The 21187-nt window shown below is 70.0% G+C and carries 18 protein-coding genes; 12 read left to right on the top strand and 6 right to left on the bottom strand.

Going from position 1 to position 21187, the window contains the following annotated elements:
- Window positions 1-18 precede the first annotated feature (18 nt).
- Entirely contained in the window at window positions 19-810 is a 792-nt protein-coding gene (locus LBW94_RS14880; RefSeq protein WP_225061606.1) for an MBL fold metallo-hydrolase, read from the top strand.
- Between the two features lie 25 nt (window positions 811-835).
- Here LBW94_RS14880 and LBW94_RS14875 read toward each other — a convergent pair whose 3' ends face one another.
- A complete protein-coding gene (locus LBW94_RS14875; protein WP_019931704.1) occupies window positions 836-1510 on the bottom strand; it encodes a Crp/Fnr family transcriptional regulator in 675 nt (224 codons plus the stop codon).
- A gap of 210 nt (window positions 1511-1720) precedes the next feature.
- Entirely contained in the window at window positions 1721-1948 is a 228-nt protein-coding gene (locus LBW94_RS14870) for a hypothetical protein (RefSeq protein WP_416276901.1), read from the bottom strand.
- 128 nt (window positions 1949-2076) lie between these two features.
- Here LBW94_RS14870 and nth point away from each other — a divergent pair, with 128 nt between their 5' ends.
- The 4 genes from nth (at window position 2077) to LBW94_RS14850 (ending at window position 5748) form a co-directional block, all read left to right on the top strand.
- Window positions 2077-2955, top strand: coding sequence for an endonuclease III (nth, locus tag LBW94_RS14865; protein ID WP_416276887.1), 879 nt, complete (start codon window positions 2077-2079; stop codon window positions 2953-2955).
- The gene (locus LBW94_RS14860; protein ID WP_225061608.1) at window positions 2952-3593 is read left to right on the top strand and encodes a TlpA family protein disulfide reductase; all 642 of its coding nucleotides are present in this window, start codon (window positions 2952-2954) and stop codon (window positions 3591-3593) included. Before nth ends, LBW94_RS14860 begins: the two co-directional genes overlap by 4 nt.
- A gap of 260 nt (window positions 3594-3853) precedes the next feature.
- Window positions 3854-4558 carry an NUDIX hydrolase gene (locus LBW94_RS14855; protein ID WP_225061633.1) on the top strand — a complete coding sequence of 235 codons (705 nt, stop codon included), beginning with the start codon at window positions 3854-3856 and terminating at the stop codon, window positions 4556-4558.
- Window positions 4555-5748: a MarP family serine protease gene (locus LBW94_RS14850; RefSeq protein ID WP_225061609.1), complete on the top strand. Its 1194-nt coding sequence runs from the start codon at window positions 4555-4557 to the stop codon at window positions 5746-5748. Before LBW94_RS14855 ends, LBW94_RS14850 begins: the two co-directional genes overlap by 4 nt.
- 139 nt (window positions 5749-5887) lie before the next feature.
- Here LBW94_RS14850 and LBW94_RS14845 read toward each other — a convergent pair whose 3' ends face one another.
- From LBW94_RS14845 to acs, 3 genes are all read right to left on the bottom strand, one after another.
- Entirely contained in the window at window positions 5888-6871 is a 984-nt protein-coding gene (locus LBW94_RS14845; RefSeq protein ID WP_225061610.1) for an alpha/beta fold hydrolase, read from the bottom strand.
- Between the two features lie 23 nt (window positions 6872-6894).
- Complete coding sequence (locus tag LBW94_RS14840) at window positions 6895-7419, bottom strand: phage holin family protein (protein WP_225061611.1); 525 nt, start codon at window positions 7417-7419, stop codon at window positions 6895-6897.
- A gap of 213 nt (window positions 7420-7632) precedes the next feature.
- The gene (acs, locus tag LBW94_RS14835; RefSeq protein WP_225061612.1) at window positions 7633-9597 is read right to left on the bottom strand and encodes an acetate--CoA ligase; all 1965 of its coding nucleotides are present in this window, start codon (window positions 9595-9597) and stop codon (window positions 7633-7635) included.
- Window positions 9598-9744: 147 nt separating this feature from the next.
- Here acs and LBW94_RS14830 point away from each other — a divergent pair, with 147 nt between their 5' ends.
- Genes LBW94_RS14830 through LBW94_RS14810 form a run of 5 tightly spaced genes read left to right on the top strand, consistent with a single transcriptional unit; the run spans window position 9745 to window position 15674 of the window.
- Complete coding sequence (locus LBW94_RS14830) at window positions 9745-11379, top strand: peptide ABC transporter substrate-binding protein (RefSeq protein ID WP_416276886.1); 1635 nt, start codon at window positions 9745-9747, stop codon at window positions 11377-11379.
- 44 nt (window positions 11380-11423) lie between these two features.
- The gene (locus tag LBW94_RS14825) at window positions 11424-12350 is read left to right on the top strand and encodes an ABC transporter permease (RefSeq protein WP_225061613.1); all 927 of its coding nucleotides are present in this window, start codon (window positions 11424-11426) and stop codon (window positions 12348-12350) included.
- The gene (locus tag LBW94_RS14820; RefSeq protein ID WP_225061614.1) at window positions 12343-13278 is read left to right on the top strand and encodes an ABC transporter permease; all 936 of its coding nucleotides are present in this window, start codon (window positions 12343-12345) and stop codon (window positions 13276-13278) included. Before LBW94_RS14825 ends, LBW94_RS14820 begins: the two co-directional genes overlap by 8 nt.
- Window positions 13275-14915, top strand: coding sequence for an ABC transporter ATP-binding protein (locus LBW94_RS14815; protein WP_225061615.1), 1641 nt, complete (start codon window positions 13275-13277; stop codon window positions 14913-14915). Before LBW94_RS14820 ends, LBW94_RS14815 begins: the two co-directional genes overlap by 4 nt.
- A gap of 15 nt (window positions 14916-14930) precedes the next feature.
- Window positions 14931-15674, top strand: coding sequence for an oxidoreductase (locus tag LBW94_RS14810; protein ID WP_225061616.1), 744 nt, complete (start codon window positions 14931-14933; stop codon window positions 15672-15674).
- Between the two features lie 370 nt (window positions 15675-16044).
- On the opposite strand, the gene LBW94_RS14805 is transcribed toward LBW94_RS14810, so the two are convergent.
- The gene (locus LBW94_RS14805) at window positions 16045-16806 is read right to left on the bottom strand and encodes an HAD-IB family hydrolase (protein ID WP_225061635.1); all 762 of its coding nucleotides are present in this window, start codon (window positions 16804-16806) and stop codon (window positions 16045-16047) included.
- 1587 nt (window positions 16807-18393) lie between these two features.
- Between LBW94_RS14805 and ssd the strand changes: the two genes are divergently transcribed.
- Window positions 18394-19479, top strand: coding sequence for a septum site-determining protein Ssd (gene ssd / locus LBW94_RS14800; RefSeq protein ID WP_225061617.1), 1086 nt, complete (start codon window positions 18394-18396; stop codon window positions 19477-19479).
- Entirely contained in the window at window positions 19476-20669 is a 1194-nt protein-coding gene (locus LBW94_RS14795; RefSeq protein ID WP_225061618.1) for a TadA family conjugal transfer-associated ATPase, read from the top strand. Before ssd ends, LBW94_RS14795 begins: the two co-directional genes overlap by 4 nt.
- Window positions 20670-21187 lie beyond the last annotated feature (518 nt).

The raw sequence follows: 21187 nt of genomic DNA, 5'->3' as shown, positions 1-21187 counted from the left end.
AGGGCGTTAGGACACGGTATGACCCTCTCTCACCCCGCGTACGGGCAATTGCGCCCGGTCACCGCGACCGCCTCGGTACTGCTCGCGAACAACCCGGGCCAGATGACGCTGGACGGCACGAACACCTGGATTCTGCGGGCCCCCGGCCGATCCGACTACGTCGTGGTCGATCCTGGGCCCGAGGACCACGCCCATACCGACGCGATCGTGCGGGAGACCGGCGGCGCGATCGCGCTCACCCTGATCACCCACCAGCACCCCGACCACACCGACGGCATCGATCGGCTGGTCGAGCTGACCGGTACGCCGGTGCGCGCGGCCGACACCCGCTTCCTGCGGGGTGCGGTGCAGCCGCTGGCCGACGGTGAGGTCGTGGAGGCGGCGGGCCTGCACATCACCGTGCTGGCCACTCCCGGTCACACCGAGGATTCGCTCAGCTTCCTGCTCGACGACGCGGTACTGACCGGCGATACCGTCCTCGGCAGCGGTACCACCGTGCTGGAAGCCCGCGACGGCGCCCTCGGCGACTATCTGGACTCGATGGACCAGCTGGTGGACGTGGCGGCGGGGCGGGCCCTGTTGCCCGCCCACGGCCCCGACCACGCGGCCGCCGAACAGGTCGTCCGCTACTACATCCGGCACCGGCGAGAACGCCTCGACCAGGTCCGGGAGGCGTTGCTGGTGCTCGGCGCCGACGCCTCGCCCGAGCAGGTCGTGGAACGGGTCTACGCCGACGTCGACAAGAGCCTCTGGCCGGTCGCGCAGAGCTCGGTACAGGCACAGCTGTCGTACTTGCGCAGCCGGAACTGAGTGCCGGGCGGGCCGGGCGCGGACCCTATCGGGCCCGGCGCGCCAGCCGCTCGGAATCGGTGATCAGGACGCTCTTACCCTCCAGCCGCAGCCAGCCGCGGTGTGCGAAGTCGGCGAGCGCTTTGTTCACGGTCTCCCGGGAGGCGCCGACCAGCTGGGCGATCTCCTCCTGGGTGAGGTCGTGGGTCACCCGCAGCGCGCCGGCCTCCTGCGTGCCGAAACGCTGGGCCAGCTGCAAGAGCGCCTTGGCGACCCGGCCCGGCACGTCGGTGAAGATCAGGTCGGCCAGGTTGTTGTTGGTGCGGCGCAGCCGGCGGGCGAGCACCCGCAGCAGCTGCTCGGCGATCTCCGGACGCTGATCGATCCACGCCTTGAGCGCATCGCGGTCCATGGTGACCGCGCGGACCTCGGTGACCGTCGTCGCCGTCGACGTGCGCGGGCCCGGGTCGAAGATGGACAGCTCGCCGAACATGTCCGACGGGCCCATGATGGTCAGCAGATTCTCGCGGCCGTCCGGAGAACGGCGGCCGATCTTCACCTTGCCCGAAGTGATGATGTACAGCCGATCGCCGGGCTCACCCTCGTTGAAGATGACGTGTCCGCGGGGGAAGTCCACCGGCTCCAGTTGTTTGGCGAGAGCCGCGACCGCGGTGGGCTCGACGCCTTGGAAGATGCCTGCTCTGGCGAGGGCCTCGTCCACGAATGTGCTCCTATCCGACGATTGGCTCTGTCCTCCGGACCGTAGCGATTCGGCCGACAGTGCAGTCTACTTTGCGCGCGCGCAGCGTAGTGACAGACACCACGTAACGTGCGGTTCGTGCAACGCACGCGGTGCCTCGGAGGTTCCCGCGACCGGCGCCCGCGGTCGCCGTCATGGCAATCCGCAGGTCGGCGCCGCCCCGGGCAGGTGTCAGCTGGCCTGTGCGACGTCCAGTTCGTCGTTCCTGGTGCGAGCGCGGCGCATCCGGGCGGCGGCAGGTGGGACACCGAGCTTCGCCAGCTCGTTGACCTCGGCGTTGCTTGCGCGGTCCAGGTACTGCTGTACCTCTTCCTCGGGCTCGAGCAACTTGCGTAGCCGGTTCTCGACCCGTTCCATGAACAGCGCGAACAGCATCAGCACCACCGGGAAGAGCACCACAGCGAGTCCTTGCATACGGAGGAGTAAACACTGAGAAGGTCTCGGATGGAACACGGTGGGTCGAACGGGGCTGCGCACTCTCACCCGCTATCGGCGCAGCCGTCGGTGCGGTTCCGTATGGTGGACGGGTGCGTGTACCCAGATCCGCCGCCGTGAACGGGCACGAACCGGTTGCAGCCGCGGCGTCCGACGATTCCGCGCTCGCCGCCCCCGCTTCCGCGACCCCAGCCTCCGCGACCCCCGTCCGGCGCGGCAGGACCGGCGCGACCCCGGCCGGGCGGTTCGCGGGCGAAACCCGGCTCGGCCTGGTGCGGCGTGCGCGGCGGATGTATCGGAATCTGACGCTGGCCTTTCCGGATGCGCACTGCGAGCTCGATTTCCGCACGCCGCTCGAATTGGCGGTCGCCACCATACTTTCCGCGCAGTGCACCGATGTGCGGGTGAACCTGACCACGCCCGCCCTGTTCGCCCGCTACCCGGACGCCCGCGCCTATGCCGAGGCCGACCGTACCGAGTTGGAGGAGTACATCCGCCCGACCGGTTTCTATCGGAACAAGGCCAATTCGCTGATCGGACTCGGGCAGGGACTGCTGGAGCGTTACGACGGCGAGGTGCCGGGCACGCTCGACGAACTGGTCCGGCTGCCGGGCATCGGCCGCAAGACCGCGAACGTGATCCTGGGCAACGCCTTCGATGTGCCGGGAATCACGGTCGACACTCATTTCAGCCGGCTGGTGCAGCGCTGGCAGTGGACCACCGAGGACGATCCGGTGAAGATCGAGCACGCCATCGGCGCGCTGATCGAGCGCAAGGACTGGACCATGCTGTCGCATCGGGTGATCTTCCACGGTCGCCGGGTGTGTCACGCCCGCAAGCCCGCGTGCGGCGCGTGTGTGCTGGCCAAGGACTGCCCGTCCTTCGGCGCCGGGCCGACCGATCCGGTCGTCGCGGCCGCACTGGTGAAGGGACCCGAGGCGCCACATCTGCTCGAACTGGTGGGCCGGTGAGAACCTTTCCCCCGGCATGGCGCTGGACGTTGGTCGCAGTCATCGCCGTGGTCGCGCTCGCGGTCGCCGTATGGCCGCGTGACCACCATCGTTCCGCGGCGGCCGGCCCGGTCGCATCGAGCGAAACCGTGGCCGTCCCCGGGGAACTGCGGGCTGCGGCGGGCCTGACCGACTGCCCGCATCCGGCGGCCGGCGTCGCGCCGGTGACCACCGGGCCGCTGGCGGGCCTCACGCTGGACTGCCTCGCCACCGGCGCTCCCGTCGACCTCGCCGCCGCCCTCGCCGGTCGTCCCACCCTGTTGAACCTCTGGGCGTACTGGTGTCAGCCGTGCGCCCGGGAACTGCCGGCCGTGCAGCAGTACGCCACCCGCGCGAGCAACCGCGTGAATGTGCTGACCGTGCACAGTGATCCGGCCGAATCCCGGGCCCTGGCCCGGCTCTCGGACCTGGGCGTCCATCTCCCCGGCGTGCAGGATGCCGACGCCCGGCTCCGCACCGCCGTCCGGGCCCCCGCGGTACTGCCCGTCTCCGTCCTGCTCCGCGCCGACGGTTCGCTGGCCAAGGTCGTGGTCCGGCCGTTCGACAACGCCGACGACATCGCCGCCACGGTCGACCGCGAACTGGGGATCGCGGCATGAGTGGTCAAGGGCCGGAGGCGGCAGCGGAGCGTGACCACGAAGGCCCTCCACTCGTGCCCGGGCAACATGGCATGAATGATCAAGTGCCCGAGGCGGATCAGTGGCACGAGAGCCTGACGCAGGAGCCAGGCAGCCCCGGATCCACCTCGCTCGGGCTCGGCGACCCGGAGCCGCGAGGAGACCGCGGCGGTTCGGTGGGTGACGGTGCGAACGGTCGGGCGGGAACGGTGGTGGTCGCCGGGCATCACGGCCCCGGTGACATTCCCGTGTGGTTGCGTGCGGTGGCGCAGCATCCGCCGGCCGATCCGACCGGTGTGAATCAGGTGCTGACGCGGCGGTCCACGCTGCACGAGTACGCGGCGATGGCGTCGCGGGTCCGGCAGGCGGCGGTGCTGGTGCTGTTCGGCGGTGGGCCGGCGGATGATGCGGCCGCGCCGGGCGGGCTGCCGGCCGATGCGGACGTCCTGCTCACCCAGCGCGCGGCCACGCTGCGTCAGCACAGTGGGCAGGTCGCGTTCCCCGGCGGCGGCGTGGAGGCCGGCGACGACGGGCCGATCGCCACGGCACTGCGGGAGGCGCAGGAGGAGACCGGGCTGGAGCCGGCCGGCGTGCAGCCGTTGGCGGTGCTGCCGAAGATCTTCGTCCCGGTGTCCGGATTCGACGTGACACCGGTGGTCGCCTATTGGCGCACCCCCGGCCGGGTCGGCGTGGTCAGCGTCGCGGAGGCGACCCGGGTGGTGCGGGTGCCGCTGGCGCATCTGCTCGATCCGGCCAATCGGTTCGTCGTCCGGCATCCGCGGGGTTACATGGGGCCCGCGTTCGCCGTCGACGGCATGCTGGTCTGGGGTTTCACCGCCGGTGTCCTGGCCGGCCTGCTGGCGGTGTCGGGATGGGAAAGGGAATGGGATCACCACGACGTGCGTGATCTACAGGCATCGCTGGCGGCAGTGGGGATGACGTTATGAGTTCCTCGGCGTGGCTCGACCTGGCAGTCGTGATCATCGCGCTGCTGGCGGCCTCCTCCGGGTGGCGTCAGGGCGCGGTCGCGTCGGCACTGGCCTTTCTCGGCGTGGTGCTGGGCGCGGTGGCGGGCATCCTGATCGCGCCGCACATCCTCATCCACATCAGTGAGGGCCGGAAACGGGTGCTGGTCGGCGTGGTGCTGATCGTCGCCCTGGTCATCATCGGCGAGGTGGCCGGGATGGTGCTGGGCCGGGCGGCCCGCTCGGGCATGCGACATCCGTTCACCCGCAGTGTGGACAGTGTGGTGGGCGCCGCGCTGCAATGCGTCGCGGTGCTGGTGACGGCCTGGCTGCTGGCGTTGCCGCTGGCTTCCTCCTCGCAGCCGGGAATTGCCGCGGCCGTCAACGGTTCCCGGGTGCTCTCGGATGTCAACGAGGTCGCGCCGAACTGGTTGCGGCGGGTGCCGAACGAATTCTCGCGGCTGCTCAACACATCCGGGCTGCCGGATGTGATCGGCCCGTTCGGCCGGGCGCCGATCGCCGCCGTCGAACCGCCGGATCCCAGCGTGCTGGACACCCCGGTGGCGCTGAACCTCCAGCACAGTGTGCTGCGGATTCGTGGCGTCGCGCCGAGTTGCCAACGGGCCCTGGAGGGTTCGGGGTTCGTGGTGGCGCCCGAGCGGATCATGACCAATGCGCACGTGGTCGCGGGCACCACCACCGTGCAGGTGGACACCGCGCGCGGTCCGCTGGATGCCAGTGTGGTGCTGTTCGATCCGTCCCGCGATGTGGCAGTGCTGGCGGTGCCGGGGCTGAACGCGCCGGTCGTGCCGCTGGCCGCGGTCGCGGCGAAGTCCGGGCAGAGTGCCATCGTGCTGGGCTATCCCGGCGGCGGCCCGTACACCGCGAGCGCTGCCCGCGTTCGCGAGACGCTGGATCTGACGGGTCCGAACATCTACAAGAGCGGCACCGTCGAGCGCGAGGTCTACACCGTGCGCGGCCGGGTGCGGGCCGGTAATTCCGGTGGCCCGCTGGTGGATACCGACGGCGAGGTGCTCGGCGTGGTCTTCGGCGCCGCCGTGACCGACGACGACACCGGTTACGTGCTCACCCTCGGTGAGGTCCGGACCGATCTGGACGCCGCGACCGGTTCCACCCAGCCGGTCGGCACCGGGGATTGCGTGCTGAGCTGATCGGTACGGCCGCCGCCGACCGCCCGCGTGGCCGGACCGGTCGGCGATGCGGCGGCCGATCAGCTGTGTAGCGGGCTGATTTCCGGTGTGCCGTGCCGATTCCGGTGCGGCGGGCCGAACCGGCCGCACCGGTTCGGCGTCAGCTGCCAGGTCGGCCCAGCAGTTTGGCCAGTTCCGCGGTCACCACGTCCGGATTCTCCTGGTGGGCGAAGTGACCCGCGCCGGGGATCTGGGCGACCCGGCGGTTCGGGGCGAGGTGGTGGCCGCGGCGGATGGTGGTGTCGAGAATGTAGGGGTCGGTTTCGCCGTACAGCGACAGCACCGGAACCCGCACCGGCTCCCGCATCATCGACATGAAGCGGCGGCCGTCGGGCCGCCACTGGCTGCGGAACGCCCAGCGCTGGTACTCCAGCGCACAGTGCGCGGCGCCGGGGATCCGGATCGCCGACCGCATCCGCCGGGCGGTGTCCACGAATTCGGCCGAGGCCGCCCACCGCGGGTCGACCCGGGAACGCAGCAGTCGTTCGATCTCGAAACCGTCGGCGCTGGTGAGCAACTGCTCCGGATACCGGGGTAGCTGGTAGCGGAGGAAGTTCGGCAGCCACGCCGCCCGCTGCCGCCGGTCGCGCAACACCGCCTGTTTCAGCGTGATCGGATGCGGCGAGCTCACCAGGGCGATCGATCGGACCAGCCGCGGATGCAGTACCGCCGTCGCCCAGCACACCAGTCCGCCCTCGGCGTGCCCGACCAGGGTGGCCTCGGTGTGGCCGAGCGCGCGGATCAGACCGGCCACGTCACCGGCCAGGGTCCAGCCGTCGTAGCCACGCGGTGGCTTGTCGGAATCGCCGTAGCCGCGCAGGTCGACCGCGACTACCCGGTGACCCCGGTCGGCCAGCCCGGTCAGCTGGTGCCGCCACGACCACCAGAAATCACCGAAGCCGTGCAGCAGCACCACCAGGGTGGCGTCCGCGTCGACCCCGGCCCGCTGACCCGACGCGGCACGAGCGTGGGATTCCGGAGCCTCGGCGAGATGGAAACGAATGCCGTTGGCATGCACGTCCCGATGGGTCCATGCCCCGTCGTAGCGGACGCTGGACGGATCCGGGCTCGGAGTAGACGACACGCTGCTGGAGCGTAGTGGCCGGTTTATCGCCCGGACCTGTCGGTAACCACGTGTTCATCGACCCCGGCGGAAACCGGCTCGGCGTGCGGGCCGAGCCCGTGCGGCAGCACCGAGCGGGTCTCCTTGAGCGTCTCCAGGGTCTTGGCCGGCGCCCGCAGCCGGCGGACCTTCAGATAACCCAGCACGCCCAGCGCCGCGGTGGCGGCCACCATCAGGCCGAACACGATCAGGAACGCCGCCCAGCGCGGCAGCCACACGTTCAGCAGTTCCGCCAGGAAGAAGAAAAAGAAGAACGTACTGAACAACAGGATGGTCAGTGCCGCGATGAAATACACGCTGCCCTGCAGGGCCTTGCGGATCTCGCGGCCGACCTCGGTCTTGGCCAGCTCCACCTCGGCCCGGACCAGGGTCGACACCTGCTCCGACGCATCGCGCACGAGATCACCGATGGTGGCGGCCGCCGTGGTGTCGACGTCGGACAGCGGAATCGAGGTGATGGTCCGATTGCGGCCCCCGTCGCGCCCGTTACCGCCCTGTGTGAAGCTCAATTGCTCGACCCTTCTCGCTGTTCCGGTGCTGCCCGCCCTGCCGCGTCGTGCCGCGACGGTCGTCGGTGTCGCCGCGCGCCTACCCACACACGGCCCGGTCGCAACAGTAGCGTCCGACCGCGGATGGTTCAGCGACCGCCGCTTCGAATTGTCGCGGCGGTCGCCGTAATTTCCCTCTCGCCCTAATTCGTTCTGGGATTATTCGTTCCCGGCTCAATTCTTCTCGGCGCGGATGGCCTCGAATACCGTCGGATCGACCAGGGTGCTGGTGTCGCCGAGTTCACGTCCCTCGGCCACATCGCGCAGCAGCCGCCGCATGATCTTGCCGGAGCGGGTCTTCGGCAGTTCGGGGACGACGTGGATCTCCCGGGGCCGGGCGATGGGGCTGATCTCGCGGGCGACCTCGGCCTTGAGTTCGTCGACCAGGGCTTTACCGGTGTTCGCGGTGCCGCCGGTCAGGATGACGAACGCGACGATGCCCTGGCCGGTGGTGGCGTCGGCGGCGCCGACCACCGCGGCCTCGGCGACCCCGGAATGCCCGACGAGTGCGGATTCGACCTCGGCGGTGGAGATCCGGTGGCCGGAGACGTTCATGACGTCGTCGACGCGGCCGAGTACCCACAGGTCGCTGTCGGCGTCGAGCCGGGCGCCGTCACCGGCGAAATACCAGCCCTGATCGGCGAACCGTTCCCAGTAGGTGGAGCGGTAGCGGTCCGGGTCGCCCCAGATACCGCGCAGCATCGACGGCCACGGCTGGTCCAGCACCAGGTAGCCGACGACGCCGGAATCCGTGTCCGCGGGCACCACTGCCGCGAGATCCTTGCCCTCCTCGTCGACGACCTTGGCCGAGATACCGGGCAGCGGGGTCATGGCGGCGCCGGGTTTGGCGGCGGTCACGCCTGGCAGCGGGGAGATCATGATGGCGCCGGTCTCGGTCTGCCACCAGGTGTCCACGATCGGGGTCCGGTTCGCGCCGATGACCTCGCGATACCAGCGCCACGCCTCCGGGTTGATCGGCTCGCCGACCGAGCCGAGTACCCGCAGGCTGGACAGATCGTGCGCGTCCGGAATCTCCCGGCCCCACTTCATGAACGTCCGCACCAGCGTGGGTGCGGTGTAGTAGATGGTGACGCCGTACTTCTCGACGATCTGCCAGTGCCGGTGTTCGTCCGGGAAATTCGGGGTGCCCTCGTAGACGACCTCGGTGACGCGGTTGGACAGCGGCCCGTAGACGATGTAGCTGTGCCCGGTGACCCAGCCGATATCGGCGGTGCACCAGTACACGTCCCGTTCCGGCTGGTGATCGAAGACATAGTGGTGGGTGTAGGACGCCTGGGTCAGATAACCGCCGGAGGTGTGCAGGATGCCCTTGGGCTTCCCGGTGGTGCCGGAGGTGTAGAGGATGAACAGCGGATGTTCGGCGTCGAAGGGCTGGGCCTCGTGTTCCGCGGAGGCGTGCGCGACCGTCTCGTCCCACCACAGGTCCCGGCCCGCGGTCCACGGCACCTCGATCCCGGTGCGCCGCACCACCAGCACGTGTTCGACGCTGGACGGTTCGTCGCCGGCCAGGGCCTCGTCGACGGCCTCCTTCAGCGGCGCGGGTTTGCCGCGGCGCCACTGGCCGTCGGTGGTGACGACGAGCCGGGCCTGCGCGTCGTCGACGCGCTGGCGCAGCGCGGTGGGAGAGAAGCCGGCGAACACCACCGAATGGGTGAGCCCCAGCCGGGCGCAGGCCAGCATCGCCACGATCGCCTCGGGAACCATCGGCATGTAGATGGCCACCCGGTCGCCGGGGACCAGACCGAGTTCGGTGAAGTAGTTGGCGGCCTGCGACACCTCGGCCAGCAACTGGGCATAGGTGAGGTCGCGGGAGTCGCCGGGCTCGCCCTCCCAGCGGATCGCCACCTGGTCGCCGTGACCGTCGAGCACATGCCGATCGACGCAGTTGTAGGCGACGTTGAGCTTGCCGCCGGTGAACCAGCGCGCCACTGGTGCGTCGTCCCAGTCCAGCACCCGCGTCCAGGGCTGGTGCCAGTGCAGGCGACCGGCCTGCTCGGCCCAGAACTCCTCGCGATCGGCGGCGGCGCGGTCGTACAGCGCGGTGTCGGCATTGGCCGCGGCGGCGAACTCCGCGGTCGGCGGATACGAGTCCCGAGGATCGGCAGTGGAATCGGTCATGTCGTCTCTTCTTTCGCATGCGCTTCGGCCGGGGTGACCGCGGCCACGTTCCGACCCTAACGGACGGTTACCCGCCCGCGGGCCGGCTCCCGGTGGGACCGGCCGCTCCACTTGCGCTGACAATCCGGTGGTACGTGGTTACTGTCCATGCATCCAAGGCTTCACCCGAACGGGGGAATTGCGTTGCGAATCCGGACTCTCACCGCGCTGGCCGCGGCGGCGTTGCTGGCGATCAGCCCGGCCCTGACCAGTTGTTCCACCGGCGGCAGCGGCGATGCCACGATCGTCACCGTCAACGGCGGCGAACCACAGAACCCACTGATCCCGACGGATACCAACGAGAACATGGGCGGCCGGGTGGTGGACCGCCTGTTCGCGGGGCTGGAGTACTACGACGCGAGCGGTACCCCGCACGACGAGGTCGCCCAGTCGATCGATTCACCGGATCGGCAGCACTACACGATCGTGCTGAAGCCGGGCTGGACCTTCACCGACGGCACCGCGGTGACCGCGAAGTCGTTCGTCGACGCCTGGAACTACGGCGCCCTCGGCAGCAACGGGCAGTTGCAGAACTGGGCCTTCGCCACGATCGCGGGCTACGACGACGTGTCCGCGAATCCGCCTCGGGCACAGACCATGTCGGGATTGAAGGTGGTCGACGACCGGACCTTCACGGTGGACCTGAAACAGCCGTCGATCGACTTCCGGCTGCAACTGGGTTTCGCGCCGTTCTATCCACTGCCCGACGTCGCCTTCAAGGATATGAAGGCGTTCGGCGCCGCCCCGATCGGCAACGGGCCCTACACGTTCGGCGACTGGCAGCACAACGTCCGGATCGACCTCACCCCCAACCCGGGCTATCACGGCGGCCGCCCGGCGCGGAACAAGGGCCTGCGGTTCGTGATGTACCAGTCCTACGACACCGCCTACGCCGATCTGCAAGCGGGCAATCTGGATGCGCTGGACGTGATTCCGGACAGTGCGCTGGCCACGTACAAACAGGATCTCGGTGATCGCGCGATCAGCAAGCCGATCGCCTACAGCCAGCACATCGGGGTGCAGCCGACGGTGCCGCACTTCGCCGGGCCGGAGGGGGTGCTGCGGCGCAAGGCGATCTCGCTGGCGATCAACCGGGATCAGATCGCCGCCAACATCTTCCACGGCACCCGGGTGCCGTCGCGGGATTTCACGGCCTTCACCCTGCCCGGCTTCCGCGGCGATCTGCCCGGCGCCGACGTGCTGAAATACAACCCGGACGAGGCGCGCCGGTTGTGGGCGCAGGCGAACGCCCTCTCGCCCTGGTCGGGCAGCTATCAGATCGCCTACAACTCCGACGGCGGTCATCAGGCGTGGATCGAGGCCGTCGCCAACAGCGTGAAGAACACTCTCGGCATCGAGGCGGTCGGCGCGCCCTATCCCACCTTCAAGAACATTCGCGACGAGATCACCGCCAAGACCATCGGCAAGGCGTTCCGGTACGGCTGGCAGGGCGACTACCTGTCCATGTTCGAATTCCTGACCTCGATGTATCTCAGCGGATCGCAGACCGACGACATCCAGTACAGCAACCCGGAATTCGACAAGCTGCTGTTCGAGGCCCAGGCCGCGGCCACCCCCGAGCAGGCCTACGACACGCTGGCCCGCGCCCAGACGGTCCTGTTCCAGGACATGGCCGACATCCCGATCTTCGATTACGACGTCGCGGCCGGCCGATCGGACAAGGTGAAGCGGGCCGACGTCACCTGGTGTGGCCTGTTCGACTTCGAGAACATCGAGAAGTGAGCCGAAACCGCCTCGGGCGGTGGCGACTCGGCGGGTGAGGGGTTATGGGCTGGTATGTGGTGCGGCGACTGCTGCAGATGATTCCGGTGTTCTTCGGGGCGACACTGCTGATCTACGCGATGGTGTTCCTGATTCCCGGTGACCCGATCCGGGCGCTGGCCGGGGATCACCAGATGACCCCGGGTGTGGACGCGGCGTTGCGGGCGCGCTATCACCTGGACCGGCCGTTCGTGATCCAGTACCTGGAGTATCTGAAGGGCATCGCCACCTTCGATTTCGAGACGTCGTTCTCCGGGCGGCCGGTGCGCGACGAACTGGCCCGGGCGTTTCCGATCACGTTCCGGCTGGCGGTGCTGGCGGTCTGCTTCGAGGCCGTGTTCGGGGTGGGTTTCGGGCTGATCTCCGGGCTGCGCCGGGGTGGTCCGTTCGACACGGTGATGCTGGCATTGAGTCTGGTCGTGATCGCGGTGCCGATCTTCGTGGTGGGTTTCCTGGTGCAGTTCCTGTTCGGGGTGCGCTGGGGGATCGTGCCGGTGACCGTCGGCGGCCGGTCGGATCTCGGCGCACTGCTGGCGCCCGCGCTGGTGCTGGGGTCGCTGTCGTTCGCCTACGTGTTGCGGCTGACCCGGAATGCGGTGGCGGAGAACATGATCGCCGACCATGTCCGGACCGCCACCGCGAAGGGCCTGAGCCGTCGGCGGGTGGTCGTGGTGCACATCCTGCGCAATTCGATGATTCCGGTGGTGACCTTTCTCGGCGCCGATCTGGGTGTGCTGATGGGCGGTGCGGTGGTCACCGAGGGCATCTTCAACATTCCCGGGGTGGGCGGCACCCTGTTCCAGGCGGTCACCCGCGGCGAACCACCCACGGTGGTGGCCTTCGTGACGGTGCTGGTGGTGATCTTCCTGCTGGCCAACCTGCTGGTCGATCTGCTGTACGCGGCTCTGGATCCGAGGATTCGCTATGCCTGAACTACCCGGTCAGGAGCATGTGGTGGCGCCGCCGGAGGAGGTGGAGTTGCTCGCCGTCGACGCCCTGGACGAGAGCGGCGCGCCGAGCGGGGTCTGGGGTGACGCGTGGCGGCGGTTGCGCCGCAATCCGATCTTCCTGATCGCCGTGGTGGTGATCGCCGTCGTGCTGCTGGCCGTGGCCTGGCCCGGAGTGTTCACCGACCTGGATCCGCGCTACTGCAACGGCGATGTCAGCATGCGGCGACCCGGGTCCGGACATCCGTTCGGCTTCGATCAGCAAGGCTGTGACATCTTCGCCCGCACCGTGTACGGGGCCCGGGCCTCGGTCAGCACCGGGGTCGGGGCGACGGTGCTGTTCCTGGTGATCGGTGGTGCGCTCGGTGCCGTGGCCGGGTATTACGGCGGCCTGCTGGACGGGATCGTGTCGCGGATCGCGGAGATCTTCTACGCGCTGCCACTGATGCTGGCCGCGATCGTCATCATGCAGTTGCTCGCGGCTCGCACGGTGTGGACGGTGATGCTCACCCTGGCGTCGTTCAGCTGGCCGCAGGCCGCGCGTATCGCCCGCGCGGCGGTGATCCAGGCGAAGAACAGCGAATATGTCACGGCGGCACAGGCTCTCGGCGTGTCCCGGCCCCGGGTACTACTGCGGCACGTGCTGCCGAACTCGATCGGGCCGCTGATCGTGGTGAGCACGTTGTCGCTCGGGGCGTTCGTCGTCACCGAGGCGACGCTGTCGTATCTCGGTGTCGGGCTGTCCCGCACGATCGTCTCCTGGGGTTCGGACATCGCCGCCGATCAGCGTCAGATCCGTACCTCGGCGATCCTGTTCTATCCGGCCTCGGCGCTGGCGTTCACCATCCTCGGTTTCCTGATGCTGGGTGACGCGGTCCGCGACGCGCTCGATCCCCGGGCGCGGCCGCGGTGAGCGCCGACGCGGCCGCGCCGCTGCTCGAAATCCGGGACCTGGCAGTCGAATTCACCTCCGGCGGTCGCGCGGTCCCGGCGGTGCGCGGCGCGGGGCTCACGGTGTATCCGGGCCAGACGGTGGCGATCGTCGGTGAGTCCGGCTCCGGCAAGTCGACCACCGCGCACGCGATCATCGGCCTGCTGCCGGGTACCGGCCGGATCACCGGTGGTTCCATCCGATTCGACGGACAGGACCTGGTCACCGCGCCGCGCCGGGAACTCGCGGCGGTCCGGGGGCGTGCGATCGGCTTCGTCCCGCAGGATCCGATGTCGAATCTGAATCCGGTGTGGACGGTCGGCTTCCAGGTGCGGGAAACGTTGCGGTCCCACGGCATCGCGACGGGCCGGGCGGCCCAGCGGCGGGCGGTGGAACTCCTGGCCGAGGCCGGACTGCCCGACGCCGAGCGGCGGATCGGGCAGTATCCGCACGAATTCTCCGGCGGCATGCGGCAACGCGCGCTGATCGCGATGGGTCTGGCCTGCCGGCCGAAACTGCTCATCGCCGACGAGCCGACCTCGGCCCTGGACGTGACGGTGCAGCGGCAGATCCTCGACCACCTGGACCGGCTCACCGGTGAACTGGGCACCGCGGTGCTGCTGATCACCCACGACCTGGGCCTGGCCGCGGAACGGGCCGGTCACCTGGTCGTGATGTATCGCGGTCGCGTGGTGGAATCCGGTCCGGCACAACAGATTCTGCGCGAGCCCGGACACCCCTACACGCAGCGGCTGGTGGCCTCCGCCCCCTCGCTGACCGCGACGGTACGGCCACGGGCCGCCGTACCGTCGGAACCTCGGGACGATGTCCTGGTCGCCGACGGTCTGACCAGGAAATTCCGCATCCGCGGCAACGCGCCGTGGCGCGGCACCGAACTCGTCGCGGTGGACGACGTCTCGTTCCGGCTGCGCCGCGGCGCCACCACCGCGCTGGTGGGCGAATCCGGCTCCGGGAAATCGACTGTCGCACAACTGGTTCTCGGACTGGAGACGCCCACCTCGGGCGCCGTCACCTTCGACGGCCGGCCGCTGGCCACGCTGGATCGCAAGGCGCTCCTGGATTTCCGGCGGCGGGTGCAGCCGGTGTTCCAGGATCCGTACGGTTCGCTCGACCCGATGTACTCGATCCACCGCACCCTCGAGGAACCATTGCGCACCCATCGCATCGGGACCCGGGCACAGCGCGAGCGGACCGTCCGGGACCTGCTCGACAAGGTCGCACTCCCCGCCTCGATCCTGCGGCGGTATCCGAACGAGCTGTCCGGCGGTCAGCGGCAGCGGGTGGCGATCGCGCGGGCCCTGGCATCCGGGCCGGAACTGGTGGTCTGCGACGAGGCGGTGTCGGCGCTGGACGTGCTGGTGCAGGCGCAGATCCTGACCCTGCTCGCCGAACTGCAAGCGGAACTGGGGTTGACGTACCTGTTCATCAGCCACGATCTGGCCGTGGTCCGGCAGATCGCCGACGAGGTGCTGGTGATGCAGCAGGGCCGGATCGTCGAGGCCGCGCCCACCGGCGAGCTGTTCGACCGGCCGCGCACCGAGTACACCCGGCGCCTGCTGGACGCCATCCCGGGCCGGAATCTGCCGCGACCGGCCTGACAGTAGCGTGGGGGCGTGACCGATGTGCTGCGGCCCCTGGCCGATCTACCGGGTGTGCGCGAGGCCGCCGACCGGGCGCGGGACGCGCTCGCCGAGGTGCACATGCATCGAGCGAACCGGCGCGGCTGGCCCGTGACGGCAGCCGAGGCGGCGGTGCGGGCGGCCCGATCCTCGGCGGCGATCGACGGCGCGGCCACCGAACTGCCCCCGGACGGACAGGTTGCCGATCCGGTGCTGGCGGGCTCTTTGCGGGTCGGTCAGGCCCTCGACGGCGACGCACTGCGGAATCTGGTGGGGGTGTGGCAGCGCGCGCCGTTGCAAGCGCTGGCTCGGCTGCACCTGCTGGCCGCCACCGACCTGGTGGAAGATCCGGAATCGCTGGGCCGCCCGCGCGCCGAATCCGGTGTCGCCGAGCGGCTGGACCTGCTGGCGCAGACCGTGCTGACCTCGAACGCGCCGGCGCCGGTGCTGGCCGCCGTGGTGCACGGGGAACTGCTGGCGTTGCGTCCGTTCGGCACCGCCGACGGCCTGGTCGCGCGGGCGGCCGCCCGTCTGGTCACGGTGTCCCGTGGCCTGGATCCGCACGCGCTGGGGGTGCCGGAGGTGTTCTGGCTGCGGCGCCGACCGGCATATCTGGAGGCGGCCGCCGGGTTCGCCGTGGGCGGGCCCGCCGGGGTGGGCGCCTGGACCATCCTGTGCTGCGAGGCCTTGGTGGACGGCGCCCGTGAGGCGCGATCCATCGCCGACAGCGCCGCCTGACCCGGACACACAAGCGGGCGGTGTGGTCATCGTGACCTCACCGCCCGCTGGCACGGGCAGCCCGGTTACCAGGCGTGCTGGTCGGGTTGTGTTCTGCGGCCTCGGCGACTCTCCGGTACCCGGTGGTTCATCCCCGCAACCTGTGCAAGGCTCTCGCCACCGCCGCTCCGGATTTCGCAGGCCCACAACGCTGATGCCCTTGTCGCGGCGCGCTCCGCGTGGGTGCCCGGCGTCCGTGCCGGGAAGGGTGGGTCGGGAGATCGGGCCTTCTCTTCCGGCGCGATCCTGGCCTTCCGTCCTTCCGTGGCACCATTGTTACTCTGTGAGGCAGCTCACAGCAAGGGGTGAAGGGGAATCGAGATCTACAAGATCACTGTCTGCGGCGCAGCAATCGGTAGCTGATGGCGCCGGCCACCAGGGCGCTGAGTCCGACCGCCACGGTGGCCGCGACGGTCGTGGAGGACGGGGTCTGGATCCGTGACCACAGCGACACCGGATCGGAGAAGGTGAGGATCGGCCAGCCTCGGGTGGTCGCCTCCCGGCGCAGCGCGCGGTCCGGATTCACCGCGGTCGGGTGGCCGACGGCCGACAGCATCGGCACGTCGGTGATCGAATCCGAGTACGCGTAGCTGCGGGTCAGGTCGTAACCGTGCTCCTCGGCCAGCTGCTGGAGCGCTCGCACCTTCCCCTCGCCGTAGCAGTAGAACTCGACAACCCCCGTGTACCTGCCGTCCTCCACCACCATGCGGGTCGCGGCGGTGTGGGTGGCGCCCAGCGCGGCCGCGATCGGCCCCACGATCTCCTCGCCGGAGGCCGAGACGATCACCACGTCGTGGCCGCGGATCTTGTGGTCGGCGATCAGATCCGCCGCCTCGGCGTAGATCAGCGGATCGACGATGTCGTGCAGGGTCTCCGCCACGATGGACTTCACCTGCTCGACGTCCCAGCCCGCGCACATCTTGGTCAGGTACTCCCGCATCCGCTCCATCTGGTCGTGATCCGCACCGGAGAGCAGGAACAGGAAGTGCGCGTAGCTGCCCTTCAGAACCGTGCCCCGGTTGAGCAGGCCCTGGGCGAAGAACGGCTTGCTGAACGCGAAGGCGCTCGACTTCGCGATCACCGTCTTGTCCAGGTCGAAGAAGGCCGCGACGCGGCCGCTCTGGCTACCGGGGTGGGTGCCGGATCCCGCGGGTGCGACCGCGGCGGGCGCGGGGCCCGAACCGTTGCCGGATTCGGTGCGGATCGCGACCTCGGCGGGTGCGCCCGAGCCGTTGCTCCCGGCGCTCGGCGCGCCGTGCTCGGCGTGTGCGCCGACGGCGGATTCGTGGACGGCCGTCGTCCGGGAGCCGGTGTCGGCACCGGTGGAATCGGCGGGCGCTCTCGCGCCTGCCGCGGTGTGGGATTCGGCGCCTGCGCCGGTGGTCTCCGTCACGCGGTCAAGGATAGGGAAGCCGATAGCCGAGCGAGTGACCAGGTTCGCGGGGATGCGCGGGACGGTATACCGGCGACCGGCGGACTTGCGTTTCGCACGGTGCCTGGGTGTACTATTGGCGGCACCTGGACATAGTCCAGGTGCGTTCAGCCCGACCCCCCGGGGCTGAACCCGACGGCCCCAGCCTCCTCCCCCCCGGCTGGGGCCGTCCTCTATTTCCGACCTGGTCGTTGTCCGGGCCGTTCGCGTGATTCGCGGCGCGGTGCCGACTCCGGGATCCGAGTTCCGTCCCCTCCATATCGAGAGATTTCGTCCGTGCCATCGCGTCCGGCCGCCTCGTCCTGCGTGCCCGCACCCGTTTCGGGGCTTCTGTCGGCGACTGTGCCCTTCTCCTCCCTGTAGGGGTGCTCATTGGGCCGAATACTGTTGTGGTAGAGAGCAATTCGATGTGCTCCGGACCGGTGTCGCAATGCGGGCCACCGGAGACCGGAGGGTGGGAGGCGCAAGTCGGAATGTGGCCGAGTCGGGACACGGGTGACGGCGCTTCGATATCACCACGCCCGCAGGCGCTTCGGTATCGACCGGGGCTGCCGGAGGTTACCCCGTGGCTCTCCGCGCTCGGTACTTCGCCGATACGTCGGCTGTGTGCGGGCCGTACTCGTTGGTGTGCAAGATATTTCGATCGCGCCGACATCCCGGAGTTGTCCGAGTAGAACCGGGCGGGGGCGGCGCTCGTATCCGGGTCGCCGTGGTGGGCCGAGATATGCCCGCGGTCGGCTGTGTTCCCGCCGAGTTCGGAGCAGCCTCGCCGCCAGCGCTTTTCGCCTCTGCTCGGCTCGTGCGGCCGCTCGCACACAGGTTTTCGCTGTTCCTGCGCGGTCGCGCGGTGACGAGTGGCGTCGCCCCGTCGGAGGGCCGACGCGTTGCGGGGCATGCTCAGCCGCGCCTCGGCGAACATGGCCGCACCCCAGCGGAGCTCCCTCGAGGCCGGGCGCGGGTGAGCCGTCCGGTCGGACCGTTTCGGATCGATTCCGGAGCGTTGGCGGCGCCTGCGCCTCGTCGGTGGCACCTTGCCGGTCGCCGTGGGCAATTCATGGTGCAGCAACCGTCACTTGACGCATCAGCATTCGTGCGGGGCCGGGTGCGGACGGCGGTGGTCGGTTCCGGCAGACGAGGCAGCGTCGTTGCCTGTCACTGGGAGTAGCGAATTTGCTCACAGCCCCGGAGTTGTCCACATTCGGCCGATCGGCACTGTCGGGCCGGACGTCGGGAAGCGACGCTGACCGCATGGGTTCCGTATCGCCGACAACACCTTCCGCGCTGATGCTGATCGCCGAGCATCGGCTGCGTGACGAAGTCCGCCGGATCGCGGCGGCCGCCGACCGACGGCTCGACGAACCGTCCGTCCCGCCGGGGCGGCACGTCTGGTCGGGCGCTGCGCTCGTGGTACTCGACAGCGCGACGGTCTGCGCCGCGGAGCTCGCCCGATATCCCCGCCGCCCCGACACCATCCTGGTCACCGAAGGCGAACCCGGCCTGCCGGAATGGCAGGCCGCAGCCACCGTCGGCGCCGATCGGGTGATCGCACTACCGGCCGATGCCGATCGGCTCATCGAAGTGTTCGCCGAGGCCGAGTCGACCAGCACGGACGGAACCGTGGTCGCCGTCGCGGGCGCCACCGGAGGCGCCGGCGCCTCCGTACTGACCGCGGCGGTCGGCCTGGTCGGCGCGGCCTGTCGCTTCCGGCCCGAAACCGTGGTGGTCGACGGTGCCCGCCTGGGCGGCGGCATCGACCTGCTGCTGGGAGTCGAGGCGGTAGACGGGCTGCGCTGGCCGGATCTCGTCGTCCGGGACGGCCGGGTCGCCGCGGCCGCCCTGCATGCCGCGCTGCCCGCGGCCGCACCCGGTCTGGGCGTGCTGGCCTGCGGCCGCGCCCTCGACGGCCGGGTCCCCGAGAAACTCGGTCCCGCCGCGGTGCACGCCGTGCTGTCGGCGGCCCGCGGCGCCGGCGATCTCGTCGTCTGCGACGTCTCCGGCGAGCGGGGCCCGCATGCCGATTCGATGCTCGAAGCCGCCGATCTGGTCGTGCTGGTGGTGCCCGCGCGACTGCGTGCGGTCGCCGCGGCCCAGGCCGTCTCCGCCTACATCGGGCAGCGAAACACCAATCAGGGCTTGGTCGTTCGCGGACCAGCCCCGGGCGGGCTGCGCGCCGCCGAGGTCGCCGAGGCGCTCGGCCTCCCGTTACTGGCCGCGGTGCGGGCCGAATCCGGCCTGGACACCCGCCTGGAGCGCGGTGGTCTCACCCTGGCCCGCGGGCCACTGCGATCCGCCGCCGAGGCGGTGCTCGCCGAGCTCGGCGGCGGTGGCCGATGACCGCCCTGGTGACACCCGAACTGCTGGAACGGGTTCGCGAACGCCTGGCCGGTGAGCACGCGCCGCCGGACCCGGCCCGGCTGGCCGCCGCGATCCGCGCCGAATCCGGCGGCGTACTCGGCGACACCGATCTCCTGCGCGCCCTGCGCCTGCTGCAAACCGAGATGACCGGAGCCGGCGTCCTCGAACCGCTGCTCCACGATCCACACGTATCCGACGTCCTGGTCACCGCCCCCGACGCGGTGTGGGTCGATCGCGGTCACGGCCTCCACCGCACCTCGGTCACCTTCCCCGACGAGGCCGCCGTGCGGCGCCTGGCCCAACGACTGGCGCTGGCCGTCGGCCGTCGCCTCGACGACGCGCAGCCCTGGGTCGACGGCCGCCTGCCCGAACTCGAAGGCATACCCGGTGATTCGCTCGGCATCCGATTGCACGCGATCCTCGCGCCGATCGCGCACGGCGGCACCTGCATCTCCCTGCGAGTCCTGCGTCCGGCCGGTCACGACCTCGGCGCACTGACCGCCGGCGGCTCACTGCCGGCCGCCGCGAAGACGTTGCTGGAGCGCATCATTCGAGCCCGCCTCGCCTTCCTGGTGGTGGGCGGAACCGGCGCGGGCAAGACCACCCTGCTCGCCGGCCTGCTCGCCGAGGTCGACCCCGCCGAACGCATCGTCTGCGTCGAGGACGCCGCCGAACTCGCCCCACCCCATCCACACGTGGTGCGACTGGTCGCCCGCACTCCGAACGTGGAGGGCGCCGGCGCCGTCACCGTCCGCGACCTGGTTCGCCAGGCACTGCGGATGCGCCCGGATCGCATCGTGATCGGCGAGGTCCGCGGCCCGGAGGTGATCGATCTCCTGACCGCCCTCAACACCGGCCACGACGGCGGCGCCGGCACGGTTCACGCCAATTCCCCTCACGAGGTGCCCGCCCGCCTGGAAGCCCTTGCCGCACTGGGTGGTATGGGCCGCGCCGCCCTGCACAGTCAACTCGCCGCCGCGGTCCGCGTGATCCTGCACATGCACCGCCGCCCCGACGGCACCCGCGCCCTCCGCGAGATCGGCCTGGTCACCCGCACCCCCGACGGCAGCGTAGACATCGAAGCCGCCTGGCGCGCCGACCGATCCCCCGCCCCCGCCGCCCCCGCCCTCCACCACCTCCTCGACGAACGCCTGGGGACATCGGCATGACCCCTTTCACCACCCCGTCACAGGACCGGCCCATCGGTCTCCGCCGATTGACGGCCACCCCACCGTCGGCAACCCTGCCACCGGCAGTCGCAGCGCCGGCCTCCTCACCACCGGCGGTCCGGCCCGCGCCTACCGATCCTGCTGTGCGCCAACGCACACAACAGGCCCTCGTGCCTCCCACGGTCACGCTCCGGCCCAGGGCCGCCGGACCGTTGGATCGGGTCCCGAATCCACGGCCACTCGTATCGGCGACGCCGACGGTCCCGGGCCGACCCACCGGCTGCGGCCCGTCGTCGTGGAGGCTCACCTCCTCGATGGTCGCTGACTCGAGTTCGTGCACCGATGTTGTTGCACCCCAAGCGAAGCTGTATGCATCCGCATATCCGGCACTCACACCTCCGGGTCGATCTTCCGAACCCGGCACGGACACACGCCCGAAGTCGATGGATTCCCTGGACGCGCTCTCGCGGCGCGCCCTCGATTCCGGTGGATTCGGTTCGAAACGGCGGATGTTTGCG

It is taken from the genome of Nocardia sp. alder85J (assembly GCF_020176955.2).
Lineage (GTDB): Bacteria > Actinomycetota > Actinomycetes > Mycobacteriales > Mycobacteriaceae > Nocardia.
Note: the sequence above shows the minus strand (reverse complement) of the source record. Positions and strands in the feature narration are given on the sequence as shown.

Bases quoted from the DNA above. Each gene is read 5' to 3' on its own strand.
- ssd (WP_225061617.1), top strand. From the start codon at position 18,394: ATGGGTTCCGTATCGCCGACAACACCTTCCGCGCTGATGCTGATCGCC.
- LBW94_RS14880 (WP_225061606.1), top strand. From the start codon at position 19: ATGACCCTCTCTCACCCCGCGTACGGGCAATTGCGCCCGGTCACCGCG.
- LBW94_RS14825 (WP_225061613.1), top strand. From the start codon at position 11,424: ATGGGCTGGTATGTGGTGCGGCGACTGCTGCAGATGATTCCGGTGTTC.
- LBW94_RS14795 (WP_225061618.1), top strand. From the start codon at position 19,476: ATGACCGCCCTGGTGACACCCGAACTGCTGGAACGGGTTCGCGAACGC.
- LBW94_RS14830 (WP_416276886.1), top strand. From the start codon at position 9,745: ATGCATCCAAGGCTTCACCCGAACGGGGGAATTGCGTTGCGAATCCGG.
- LBW94_RS14820 (WP_225061614.1), top strand. From the start codon at position 12,343: ATGCCTGAACTACCCGGTCAGGAGCATGTGGTGGCGCCGCCGGAGGAG.
- LBW94_RS14850 (WP_225061609.1), top strand. From the start codon at position 4,555: ATGAGTTCCTCGGCGTGGCTCGACCTGGCAGTCGTGATCATCGCGCTG.
- acs (WP_225061612.1), bottom strand. From the start codon at position 9,597: ATGACCGATTCCACTGCCGATCCTCGGGACTCGTATCCGCCGACCGCG.